This window comes from Kribbella sp. NPDC051936 (assembly GCF_040680955.1).
Classification (GTDB): domain Bacteria; phylum Actinomycetota; class Actinomycetes; order Propionibacteriales; family Kribbellaceae; genus Kribbella.
Genome location: NZ_JBFAXS010000016.1, coordinates 14,513 through 26,823 on the forward strand (window position 1 = coordinate 14,513; position 12,311 = coordinate 26,823).

Genomic DNA, 12,311 nt, shown 5'->3' on the forward strand with positions numbered 1-12,311 from the left:
CTGAACCACAACATGTTGTGGTCCGGCGGGCCCCCCGCGGGGATATGTTCTGTCAAGCGCTTGAGTCGCGCGGGCGATGCGCCTAGGCCCGACTGCTCGGCGCATTCGGCACTCAGCCCGTCGCACGGCTCGCCGGCACGATCCGGAACACCCAGGACGGGATCCGCCAGTGGCGGACCAAAGGCGCGTCGATGATTGCCGCTGACGGGCGCCTGTCGGTGCCGCCGAATATATTGACGTCTGTTTGTTGGCGAACGTCGGGGGGCTCGGTGGGAAGACGCGGGCGGTTGTATCTCTCCGCAGCGGTAGCCGTCGGGGTTGCGACTCTGCTGGTGGTTCCAGCGTGGTTGCTACTCCTGCGAACCGGCCCGTCAGACGGCCCGGGTATCGCCGGAGTTCTGGCGCTCCCAGTCAGCCTGGCCGCTGTCCTCGTCGCTGTTTATGAGTTCAGATCTCGCCCGCGAGTCGGAGATACCGGATGGCTTGCCGAGCAGGCCCGAGCGCTGACATCCGCCATCTTGACGGCTGAGGCGCGAGCCCTTGTGCAATTGCTCGGCGACACCGGAGATCCGAGACCAGCGGACCTTGGTTTCAACCAGCCGGACGCGACCTTCGTCAGATGGCGCAACGATGGAGGCGGCGAGTCAGGCTCTCTGTCGACAATTGCCGACTACTATCAGAGCCTTCAGCGCGGCAGGTTGGTCGTTCTCGGAGAAGCTGGGGCAGGCAAGACCGTCCTGGTCCTGCGTATGTTGCTCGATCTCGCAGCCGAGCGACCGTCCAGTGGCACGGTAGATCACTGCCGTACCCCAGTGCGGCTGAGTCTCGCGTCTTTCACGACGACTGCATCGGCGGTAACCGAGGTCCGCGCTGAGTTCGATCGCTGGATCGCTGATCAGTTGGTGGAGGTACACGGCGTTCGTCCAACGACCGCCAATGCCTTGGTTGCCGGTGGCTGGGTGCTTCCGATACTTGATGGCCTTGACGAGATGGATCCGGACGATGGGGTGAACGTACGAGCACGCCAGCTTCTCGCCGCCCTCAATCTGCCAGTCGGATCGTCGCCGGCGACAGTGGTCCTGACCTGCCGGACAGAACGGTACAGGTGCCTGGCAGCAGATGGATGTGCACTAGAGGATGCGACCGCGGTTGCCGTGCAGCCGCTTGAATGTGGCCAGATCCTTGGATGGCTTGAGCATCGGCTACCGCAACCGGATCAGCGCGATCGTTGGCGGTCGGTCTTCGCGGTTCTTCGCAAGCATCCGAACGGCCGGCTCGCGAGATGCCTCTCCTCGCCGCTGCGGCTGTTCCTCGCGCTGACCATCTACGAGGATGGCAATACCAGACCGAAGGCGCTGTGCGAGTTGGATGAAGCCGAGCTCGATCGCCATCTCATCGACCGCTACGTCCCTGCAGTTGTGAGGCATCACCCCCGCCAGGATGGCTCCCACTACGAGGCGGCACAGGTTGAACAGTGGCTGCGAACGCTTGCCCTTCTCCTCGTCCGTTCATCTGGGTCGGGGGCTTCTGCGACGGATATCACGCCGGACGGGATGTGGCGGTTCGACGGCGACCCGCCGGGTCGCAGGATTCGCTTCAAGGCCGCTGCGCTCCTCACGCTCGTGATCGTGGTGCTTTGGGTCTGCGGCCGCGTTCTCGACGCTGGGGCCCGCACAACGATCTTGAATTCGACGTTCAATGTTGGGATCGCGGTCTGCGCGCTGGGATGTGCGGCGTACCTCGGTTTGTCGAAGAGTTGGAGGATTCCGCCGCGGGTCGATCTCCGGCAGGCTAGGTCGCCGCAGTTCCGGCCGACGCTGCGGTCTGCTTTGTGGGAAGGCACAAAGGCCGGGCCGTTTGTGGTCGTGTTACTCATGTTCGGCGTCGTATTTCTCGGGCCGGAGGCGCCATCCGGGAGGCGGGCGATCCTGACGAGTGCGGTCGGTGCCCTAGTGGTTGGGATCGGAGCAGGGTTGGCGCTCGGCGCGTTGGCCGGTCTGGTCATTGGGCTGGCGCGTGGGTTGACGGCGATTCACGAGTCGGCCGGCACGCCGAGCGAGCCGCATCGGCAGGCGCTCACAGCGGTGCTGCTCATGTCAATCTTGGGTGGAGTCGTTGTCGGGCTGACAGAAGCCATGCTGGCCACTCTTTCGTCCGCGTTAGCCGTCGGGCTGTTCCAGGGGGTGCCGCTCGGGTTCCTTGCGTCGGGTGCTGGACGTTGGTACGTCCAGCACCGTCTTTACATCCGCGCGAAGGTCAAGTCAGGTGAGCTCCCGGTGGACCTGTTGGGTTTTCTCGACTGGGCCTATCGAGCAGGCGTCCTCCGTGTGTCGGGCTCAGCCACTCAGTTTCGCCATCGCGAAGTTCAATTGCACTTCACCCGGTGAAGAAATGACTTGGCGGCTGTCAGGCCCAGTCCCGCCACGCGATCGGCTGCTCCTGCGTCGCTCAGCTACGTCGTCGCTGCCATTTTCGCGGGCTGATCCAGGCGGGTGTAAAGGCGCGCAGGTCGAGCATGACCGGCCAGGCTGCTTGTCGAGTTCGTCGCCGCGCGTCCGCGGCTCTGCCGCCTGCCGACCTGACGCCCGCAGCGCGGTCGGCGACATGCCAGACGGATGGAGGTTGGAGCAATAGGATCGGTGCCGATGAGGATCCGTGATGTTGAGTTCCCGGCCGAGCTGATCGATGCGCACCGAGCCGGCGAGTTGGTGATCTTTGTCGGCGCGGGGGCGTCGATGGGCGCGCCTTCGTCACTCCCCGACTTCAAGACCCTTGCTACGGACGTCGCGCTCGAGGCTGAGCGCTCCGCGCCGCCGCCCGGGGTGCAGCTTGACTGGTTCCTCGGGGACCTGGCAGACAAGGGCGTCGAGGTTCACCGGCGTGTCGCTGACCATCTCAAGCTCTGGACTTCGAGACCGAACCGGCTGCACGGCGCTGTCGCGGAGTTGGCGCTGGCGGGCCACGAAGTGCGGATCGTGACCACGAACTATGACTTACACCTGTCCTCGGCGCTCAAGGCCACGGGTGCAGACTTCGCCGAGTATGTCGGGCCAGCTCTGCCCATGGGCGACGACTTCACGGGCATCGTCTACCTTCACGGACGATTGGGTGCGCCGACGCGTCACCTCGTGCTGACCGCCGAGGATTTCGGCCGCGCTTATCTCCGCGATGCCTGGGCGGCGAGGTTTCTCGAGCGGATGTTCGCGACTTTCACCGTGCTCTTCGTCGGCTACAGCCACAGCGACGTTGTGATGCGGTACCTGGCACGTGCGCTCGGGCCTGGCAGGAAACGCTACTTACTCACGGATAACGGTAGTGCGCCCGAGTGGACGACATTGGGCATCACGCCGCTGGAGTACCCGAACGCTGATGGAACCTTCGCGGCACTGCCGGCCGCGCTGGAAGGATGGACCGAGCTCGCCGCGATGGGCAGTCTCGGGCACCAGCATCGTCTCCGACGATTGCTCTCCGCGGCACCCACTGAGATTCCGGAGGACGTGTCGTATCTCAGCGCGGTGGTTGCTGACCCACAGCGTGTCGTTTTGTTCACCGATTTCGCCAGAGGAAAGGCGTGGCTCGACTGGATCACTGCGCACGACGAATTCCGGCGGCTGTTTGACCCCTCGTCGCCCGCCAACGAGTGCACCTATGTGCTGGCGTACTGGTTCGCGACGTACTACGCGATGGAGGAGGATCTCAGTGGGGACGCGTTGCGCGTCATCACGAGCTTCGGCGGCCGGATCGGACCTGCGCTCTGGACCGCTCTGGCGCAGGCACTTCATCGCGCAGGTGGGCCCGGCGGCCCTCGTCCGACGTGGCTCCGGAAGTGGCCAGTGTTGCTCATGGAGACCGCACCCCCTGACGCTACATTCACGCTCCTCGAGTACGCGCTGGTGGCGTCCAGTTGGCCCGCAGAGCGGTCCGCTGCGCTGCTCCTGTTCGACTACCTGTCCGAGCCGATCGTGCGATCGAGAAGGTCGTACGGGTTGGGCGGGCCCTTCAGCGCCGACTTGAACTTCCGGGGTAGCGGCTACTGGCTCGAAGAGGCCTTCGCGAAGTTGTTCGAGCCCGTGCTGTCGGCTGCGGCGTCGGATCTTCTACTGATCGTTGAACGACATCTTCGGCGGGCATACCACCTATATGCGGCGACCGATTCGGGTCCACCGCGGTTCGACCCGGTGTCGTTGCGCCGGGCGACGATTGCTGAGGACGACCGACCGTCGCGTCCCGTGGAGCCGATGGACGTGCTCATCGACGTCGCGCGGGACGCACTCGCGGCGTGTGTCAGCGCCGGCGACAGCGGAGGTGTACTGCGAGCTTTCGCTGCGTCCGAGGTGCCGATCCTTCGTCGCATCGCTGCTCACACCTGGGGTGCGCGCGTTGATGTCGATGGCACATCGAAACTGCAGTGGCTGCTGTCCGCGGATCGTCTTCAGGACCGTCACCTTCGGGTAGAGGTGCTGAGCCTGGTCGCGGGAGCGCTGCCTTCGGCGACCGCGGACGCGGCGCAACTGCTGGTGTCGCAGATTGTTGCGCTAGGGGATGAGCTTGACGGGCAGTCCCGCTTCTTTCTGCTGGGCTGGACGGCCGAGCAGTTCGCGGAGATGGCAGCCGCCAGGAGCGCTTTCGAGGAGGTGGAGCGACAGTTCCCAGAGTTGGCGTTGAGCGAGTCGCCCGCCCCAACACCCCGGTTTGAGTTCAGTCGCGTCGAACAACAGCTGCCAATGAGGCCGTCAGAACTCCACCAACGACTCGATGCAGACGCCGTGGACGCTGTCACCGACATGCTGCGGTACAAGGACATCGTCTTTCCCGACGATGGTCCGACCTGGAGTGACGCGAGACAGCTGCTGGTTCAGACGGTGCGAGAGTGGCCGAGCGATGGCTTCGTCCTGTTGGACGCCGAAGTAACAATGCCGTCTGCGATCGTGTCCGCCGTGGTAGGCGGATGGTCGATCGCCGATGCCGACGATGCGACAGCGCAAAGAATCTTGCACCGACTCGGCGAGTGCGACGTCACAGCGGTTGCCGATGAGCTGAGCCGCATGCTGGCCGACGGCGGCCAGAGCGAGCTGAATCCAACGAAGTGGCACCGGTTCTCACAGGCCAGGACGCTCGCTCATCGAATCTGGCACACCTCCCCCGCCGAACTCGCGATTGATGACACACAGCCGCCTGCGGGCAGATGGCTGGAGCGAGCCGTCAACAACACGCACGGACGACTGGCTGAGTTCTGGATGCACGCGATCGCGAGTGACTGGCGGGCTGCTGGCGAAGAGTGGGCCGGGATCCCCGAGGCGACACGGCTGGAGCTTGAGCTGATGCTCGAGGCGGACGATGCACCTGGCGTGATGGCAGAAGTCGTGCTGGCGTCGCGTCTGCGATTCATCTCAAGAGCAGACTGGACTTGGTGTGAGTCAGAGCTGCTTCCGCTGTTCGCGTGGTCGACTCAGGCCCGGGCCCAGCGCTTGTGGGAAGTGTTCCTGCATGCCGGACAATGGACCGACGAGCTTCTCGACCACGGACTTCTGGACGGCTATCTCGACACCGCATCTCATCTCGATGCGCTCCCGTCCGAGCTGTCCAGCGAGCTGGCGGACCACATCGCCAGTATTGCCCTGTACAGCAAGATCAGGCCGACTGGTTGGCTGCGTGTCTTCGTGCGGCGGGCTGGCGCGGAGCTCCGCCGCGAATGGGTAGACCGGATCAGTTGGTTGCTCGAGACGCTTGAACCGGCTGCCGTCGAACAACAGTGGCAGCGCTGGATGAGGCAGTACTGGCACGATCGGCTCAACGACATCCCGTTGCCGTTGACCCAGGCGGAGGCGTCGGCGATGGCCGGCTGGGCCGTCTACCTGACAGAGTCGGCGGACGAAGCCGTCGTCCTCGCAACCTCCAGACCGGCCGGGCTGTTCGAGCACGACGTCGTACTGGATCGCCTCGCCGACGACCGGCTTCAGCGGGCTCCGCGGGCGTTCGGCAAGCTCATCGCCCACCTGCTCAAGGGCACGAAGGGACCTTGTTGGAGCCTCCACGAACTACCAGGCATCGTGAGTGTCCTGTACGGCAGAGCAGACGCGGCCGACCTGGCCACAATCCGGCAAGAGGCCGTCCGGCTGAGAGTCCCCTTGACCGGCTGAGGCCCCATTCCAGTACACCGACCAAGCGGTCTCTGCGGTCGAACTCACTTACAAGGTGGACACATCGCAACAGCAAGTCGCCTTGACACAGCCAAACGAGTCTGTCGCTTACCCGGCAGGCGGTGGAGGAACAGCGAGCCTGTCGGGAAGCGTACGACGACGCTCTGGCGAATCTGGCAACGTACGAGGTGGTCTGGGCCGATCTCATCGATCGTGGCGCCTGCACGACCCTCCGGTGCGCTGCAAATTGTCGCCGGCACGGCTGCACGCACCGACTCCGTGCTACGTGGAGGTCGTCCAGAGGGCGGTGCCGCATCCTGGGATCTGCTTTCCAGGTTCCGGGGCCAAGTCCCGCGCGCGATCTTCGGTCGCATGGATGACCGAGATGTGGCTGGCGGTGTGCCGCTCTCGCGGCCTGACGAGGTGCCTGAGGATGGTGCGTGGAGTGTTCGGCGTCTCATTCAGTTGATCGACGAGGCAATCGATTCGGCCGGAGCGCAATTGGCGCGTTCGGCGGGCCTGTGGGCGGACTCGCCGCCGAGGCCCGGTGAGCGCGACCGTCCAGTCGCACGCGGGCAGCGCGACGCTGTGTCGACGCATGCGATGTTGGATGAGCCTGACAAGGATCATGGCTTGAGTGCGATGTGATCTGCGTCGGTGGCCGGTGTCCTTGATGTCGGGTTCCGGGTTCTGGTGATCGTACGGCGGCGGTGAGCTTCGAGGCAGTCAGTAGTGGATGCTGCTTCGGAGGTTTTGGTGAATTCTCAGGGGTTTGGGCTGTCGGGTGACGAGCGGCGGCGGTTGATGGAGGCGAATGCGGCTGCGGCGCGGTACTTCCGGTGGGAGTTGCTTCGGGCAACAGATGGTTGGCCGTTGGAGTATTTGAAGGCGCATGGGGCAGAGTCGGTCTTGTCGACGGACTCTTCTTGGATGGTGGGGTACGCGCCGCGAACCTGGTCGAATCTGGTTGACCACTTGCACAAGCAGGGTTTCGGATACGGGACGTTGGCGCGAGCGGGGCTGCTGACTTGGAACGAGCATGGTGATGCGGTCGATCAGCATCGCGACAAGTTGATGCTCATCGCGCACGACCGCCGCTTGTCGCCGGTCGGGTTTGTCGGGATCGGATCGGATGGTGTCGCGCGGACGGCGAGCGGTCTGACGGCGATTCATCGACCGTCGAATGTGCTGGTCGGAACGGCGGAGCAGCTTGATCTGCTCGCCGGCGGCGCGGTTCCCGTGATCGTCGACGAACCTGTCGACGCGATCGCGATCTCGAACGTCAGCATGCAGACGGGTGGATTGTGGGCTGGGATTCCGGTGTGTGGTGGCGGCCTGTCGACGGCTCAGGCAAGCATGCTGCGCCAGTTCAGCACGAGCGACAGGGTGGTGGTCGTCTTGGCTGGCAGTGAGAAGGAACGGAATCAATCGGCCGCTTATCTGCTGGATCTTGCGTTCTTCTTCGACAGAGTGAGGGCGGTCGCGCTGCCTCAGGGGGAGTCGCTAGCTGGCATGGCGCAGAAGGACTCTGGCGCGGTACGGGTCAACGAGTTACTGCTGAGGTCGCGGCCGTTGATGACGTACAGGGTGAGTGGCAGCGGCTATTCCGCATTGAGGAGTGTCGGTCTCGATCCGCCCGGGTCTGGACCTGGGCTCTGAGTGACTTCCTGGAAGTCCTGATCCGGGTTCGATCGTGAGCGCTCCGAGAGGACCTTCGAAGCCGAATTGGTTCGGCTTCGGAGGTTTCGGTGAATGGTCCTGGGTCTGTCATCACGCAGGAAGAGCGTCGACGGTCGCTGGAGGCCGTTGTCAGCGCGGCGCAATTCTTCCGCGGCAAGTTGCTTCGAGCAACAGAGGGGTGGCCGTTGGACTATTTGAAGGAATCGCGGACCGAAGAGGTCCTGTCGGAGGACTCGCCGTGGAAGGTCGGGTACGCCCCAGAAGCATCGACCAGCTTGGTCGATCACCTGGCCGCGCAGAACGTCGCGTACTCGACGATGGAGGCAGCAGGACTGGCCGTCCGCGCCGGCGATGGCAGTGTCGCGGATCGCTTCCGCGACCAGCTGATGTTCGTGGCCCGAGATGCGCACCTGCATCCAACGGGGTTCATCGGGATCGCGAGCGACGGTGAGGTTCAGACAGCGAGTCCTCCGACCGCGATCCACCAGGCGTCGATGGCCCTGACCGGCGTAGAGGAGCAGATCGACCTTCTGCGAGGCGGCGCGGCTCCGGTGATTGTGGACGACCCGATGGACGCCATCGCCATGTCGCGCATGAGTCGGCACTCCGGAGGCCAGTGGGCGGCGATTCCAGTTCTCGGCGACGGGTTGTCGACGGCTCAGGTGAGGATGCTGCGCAAGTTCAGCCTGGGCGACACAGCGATCGTGATCGCCAGCGGGTGCGAGCATCGTCAGAAGCTGACGACGGGCTACTTGTTCGATCTGGCGCTGTACTACGACCGGGTGCGAGCGGTCGTTCTGCCGCACAGCCTGACCGCGATCGGAGCAGCAAAGTCCGGTCCTCAGATCATCAACCACGTGCTGACCACAGCTCGGCCAGTACTTACTTATCGGGTCGGTGACGTGCCCACCACGGAGCGCGCCCGTGATCCAGAGTCACCAGACGATGGACCAGGCTTGTGAAGGATCGGCTGTACGCCGCTCATGCCGAAGCCGCGACGTTCTATCGACACCAACTCAACGAATTGCCTGGCGGCTGGGCCGCCGGCCATCTACGGGTCCGTAGCCTCGGCGCGCTTCTAGCCCCTGACTCTCGCTGGCGCGTGGGCTACGCGCCTGACGGCTGGTCCCGGCTGGTCCACCATCTGCGCCGCGCAGGATTCGGAGACGGGGAGATGCTGGCGGCCGGGTTGGCATTCGTTACCAGCAACGGCTACCTGGTCGACCGGTTTCGGGACCGAATCATGTTCGCGGCGCACGACGAGACGCTTCGCGTGGCCGGGTTCATCGGACGGGCCGCGGGCGATCGATTGCGATACCTGAACACCCGGAACACGGCGATCTACTCCAAGGCGCGCACGCTGATCGGGGTTGACGCTCAAGTCGACCGGTTACAGGCAGGTGCGGTTCCGGTGTTCGTTGAGGGCACGATGGATGCTGCGGCTGTCGACCTGGCCGGAGAAGCGTGGGCGGGCGCGGCCAGCTGCGGTACGGCGATCACGCGGGAACAGGCCCTAATCGCGCGATCGTACTCGCGATCCGGTGCGGCCATCGTTGCGCTAGACGGCGACCTCGGTGGACGCATGGGTGCTGTGCGGAGCCTTCCGGCGCTGTCGGAGGTATTCGACGAGGTGCTGTTCGCACGCCTTCCGGACGGGCAGGATCCAGCGGCGCTGCATGCCGCCGGTCAAGCCGGGTTGCGGGACGTGCTCTCGTCGGCGCGCCCGCTGGTGGACTACGCAGTCGAGGTCGAGCTGTCGAGGTGGGCAAACGTGCTTGATCATCTCAGTGGCCAGGTGAACGCCGTGCGAGCCGTCGCTCCGCTGGTCGCGAGCATGCCGTCGAGGCGCGTCGCCGGCGCGATAGCGCGGCTCGCACGCGCCGTCGATCTGGATGCGCGGATTGTGTCTGACGAGGTCGTAGCAGTGGCTGGTCGATGCCGAGAGCATCGACCGCGCCGTCGGCAGAGCCTAGGTTGCGAGATGACAGAGGTCGAGGTCGATCCGCCGGGCTGTTCCAGGAGTCCTTGATTCCGGGATCCAGGTTCTGGATCGGGGCAGCTGACTGCAGATTTGAGGCATGGACGTTGACCTGGAGGAACTGATCGCGGAGGCGGCTCGTTCGGGGTGGGCGACGGAGCCTTCGCGGCGATTGGCCGAGGAGATCGAGTCGCATATCGTCGTACCGCTGTCGAGCCGGCTGCGAGCTGCGCTTGGTCGAGACGAAGCGGAGCAGCTGGCACGAGCGATCGCCTGGGAGCGGTGCCTTGAGCTGGCGGCCGCGGCGCCGCCGGACGGTGTGTCGTGGGGCTATCTGGCGAACCTGGTTCGGTGGCGCCTGATGGACGCGGTCCGTTCCGACGTTCTGCATGGCCGGCGGCACCACCTGACCCACCGCTTCCCCGAACAGCCTCCGGCGCAGCGCTGGTCTCTCGGGCCCCATCTCGAGAAGATCGCGTACGAGCTCGAAGCGGCGGGACTGCCGGCACCGGTTGGTCGGCGGCTTATCCGGGTGGCAGCCGACGGGCCGCCGTACTATCGCGCGGCCATCATCAAGCGCCTCCAGCGAGCGCGTGCGACGGCGGCACAGGCGGAAGGCATGGCCTGGCTGCTACGAGGTGGAGCCGGTAGGCCGTCTGCGCTCGCTCGGCTCGCTCTGGGGCAAGCTCCGGATGAGGTCTTCGACGATCCCCTCGTACGGCGCTGGATCCAGGCTGCATCGGGTCGTGACCAGCGGTTTTTCGGCGGACCAAGCCGCCTCGGCCACCGCCGAGCGGCCGGTGTCGCGTGGCTCGAGTCAGCACCGCAAGCCGCCTGACGAAAAGTCTCCCGGCCTCAACCGTTGAGACCCGGCATGACCAACATCCATCTCCGGCGGCCCAGCCATCACCTGCTCGTCCAGTGTTGCCGAACGCCCGTGAAACTCGCGTCCCACCTGTTCATGGCGGCGTGGATCGTCCCGCAGCTGATCGCGGTCGTCGGCTCCGCGGCGTTGCGCCGTACCGAGATCTGCAAGAGAGGAACCCAGGTGAAGTCATCGAGCCGCTCCAGGATCCTGGTCGGGATCCTGGCTGTCGTTGGCGTGGTCGCGCTGCTCGCGATCCTCGTCGCAGGCCGGCAGCGTTCAGACGAGAAGCCGGCCGAGTCGAGCGGCAAAACGCTCACCGCTGGGGCACCGACGCAGCTGGAGGTCTGGACGCCGCCAGCGACGACCGATCCGCAGGAGTTCGCCATCGCCTATGCCCAGGCGATCTGGACCTACGACACTTCCTTGCACGGCTACGCCGACTGGCAGCAAGCCGTCAGCGCCTTTGCTGATCCGGCGTCGACCTCACCACAGGTTGCCCGGAGCCTGCTGCCGCAGCGGACCGAGTGGGACCAACTGGAGTCGCAGAAGGCTCGCGCCGTCGTAAACGGGGTCACCGCTCAGGTGACGCCCGAGCTCGAGGCGATGGCCACCAACGGCCGGGTTCCAACCGGCTGGCACGCGTATGTCGTCCACGGCACGCAGACCGTCATCACGAATGCCGACACCAGGTTCCTTGACCGGCAGGCCGCAGTCGCCGTGGTCTGCACACCAACCTGCAGGTTCTGGTCTGCGACGGCACAGGTCTCGCCGTGATCATCAGGGCGACACTCGCTACCGCCTTGCTGGCGAGCTCCGTCGGTGTGATGGCGCCGATCGCCCTCGCGGTCGGCGGCACCGATGACACCTGCGCCGCGACACCGGCGCAAAGGACCTGCGAGACGCCCGCTGACGTCGGAGGCGAGCTTCCGGGTGCAGACGAGGCCGTAGCCCGCGCGTTGCGCCTGGTCGGCGGTCACGGCTACTACCAACTCTGTGCACGGCTGGCCGCGAACATCTGGGGCCGCCCTCGCGCTGGATACTTCTCGGCCGCCGAACAGTGGCGCCAGATGGTTGCGACCAACAACGCACGTCCCGGCGACCGTCAACCGCCAACCGGAGCGCTCGTGTTCTGGGAAACCGGCGGGCCGTACGGCCACGTCGCGGTGTATGTCGGCGAGGACCGCATCGTCTCCAATGACATCGGCGACACCATCCCCGGCGAGGGCGGGGTCTACCTCGTCGACTTCGCCCGCATCGAGTCCCAGTGGGGTGTCACGTACCTCGGCTGGGCACCGCCCATCTACTCGACAACCTGAAGGACATCGACGTGTTAGCAGGCAACGCAATACTTCGTCAGTTGGTGATCATGCAGGACCCCGGCGTGACCCCGAACATCGACGGCCTGCCCGGCCTACCCGCGGTACGCACGCTCGCCGGCGCGACCATCACGTTCGCGCTTATCGCGTGCGTGGTTGCTCTGATCATCTCCGCGGCTGCATGGGCTCTGGGCAACATCAACGGCAACGCCCACTTCGCAAGCAAGGGCCGGACCGGTGTCCTGGCGTCGCTGGCCGCGGCGATCCTGATCGGCTCGGCCAATGCCCTGATCGGCTTCTTCAGCGGCATCAGACTCGGCTGAGTGGGG

Annotated in this window: 10 protein-coding genes; all 10 read left to right on the forward strand. The window is 65.2% G+C overall.

Going from position 1 to position 12,311, the window contains the following annotated elements:
* The first annotated feature begins 542 nt into the window (after positions 1-542).
* The 10 genes from AB0L64_RS39620 to AB0L64_RS39665 all read left to right on the forward strand — a co-directional run bounded on the left by AB0L64_RS39620 (position 543) and on the right by AB0L64_RS39665 (position 12,305).
* Entirely contained in the window at positions 543-2,387 is a 1,845-nt protein-coding gene (locus tag AB0L64_RS39620) for an NACHT domain-containing protein (RefSeq protein ID WP_363718115.1), read from the forward strand.
* A 258-nt stretch (positions 2,388-2,645) separates the two neighbouring features.
* Positions 2,646-6,140, forward strand: coding sequence for a DUF4020 domain-containing protein (locus AB0L64_RS39625; protein WP_363718116.1), 3,495 nt, complete (start codon positions 2,646-2,648; stop codon positions 6,138-6,140).
* A gap of 372 nt (positions 6,141-6,512) precedes the next feature.
* On the forward strand, positions 6,513-6,788 hold the full coding sequence (locus AB0L64_RS39630) for a hypothetical protein (RefSeq protein WP_363718117.1): 276 nt from the start codon (positions 6,513-6,515) through the stop codon (positions 6,786-6,788).
* A gap of 156 nt (positions 6,789-6,944) precedes the next feature.
* Positions 6,945-7,799, forward strand: coding sequence for a hypothetical protein (locus tag AB0L64_RS39635; protein WP_363718184.1), 855 nt, complete (start codon positions 6,945-6,947; stop codon positions 7,797-7,799).
* Positions 7,800-7,888: 89 nt separating this feature from the next.
* Positions 7,889-8,782: a hypothetical protein gene (locus AB0L64_RS39640; RefSeq protein WP_363718118.1), complete on the forward strand. Its 894-nt coding sequence runs from the start codon at positions 7,889-7,891 to the stop codon at positions 8,780-8,782.
* The gene (locus AB0L64_RS39645) at positions 8,779-9,849 is read left to right on the forward strand and encodes a toprim domain-containing protein (RefSeq protein ID WP_363718119.1); all 1,071 of its coding nucleotides are present in this window, start codon (positions 8,779-8,781) and stop codon (positions 9,847-9,849) included. The genes AB0L64_RS39640 and AB0L64_RS39645 overlap by 4 nt, the downstream gene beginning before the upstream one ends.
* Positions 9,850-9,898: 49 nt before the next feature.
* Positions 9,899-10,636, forward strand: a complete 738-nt coding sequence (locus AB0L64_RS39650) for a hypothetical protein (protein WP_363718120.1) — start codon at positions 9,899-9,901, stop codon at positions 10,634-10,636.
* Positions 10,637-10,735: 99 nt separating this feature from the next.
* Entirely contained in the window at positions 10,736-11,440 is a 705-nt protein-coding gene (locus tag AB0L64_RS39655; RefSeq protein WP_363718121.1) for a hypothetical protein, read from the forward strand.
* Complete coding sequence (locus tag AB0L64_RS39660) at positions 11,437-11,982, forward strand: CHAP domain-containing protein (RefSeq protein ID WP_363718122.1); 546 nt, start codon at positions 11,437-11,439, stop codon at positions 11,980-11,982. The genes AB0L64_RS39655 and AB0L64_RS39660 overlap by 4 nt, the downstream gene beginning before the upstream one ends.
* An 11-nt stretch (positions 11,983-11,993) precedes the next feature.
* Complete coding sequence (locus AB0L64_RS39665; RefSeq protein WP_363718123.1) at positions 11,994-12,305, forward strand: DUF6112 family protein; 312 nt, start codon at positions 11,994-11,996, stop codon at positions 12,303-12,305.
* Positions 12,306-12,311: the final 6 nt, after the last annotated feature.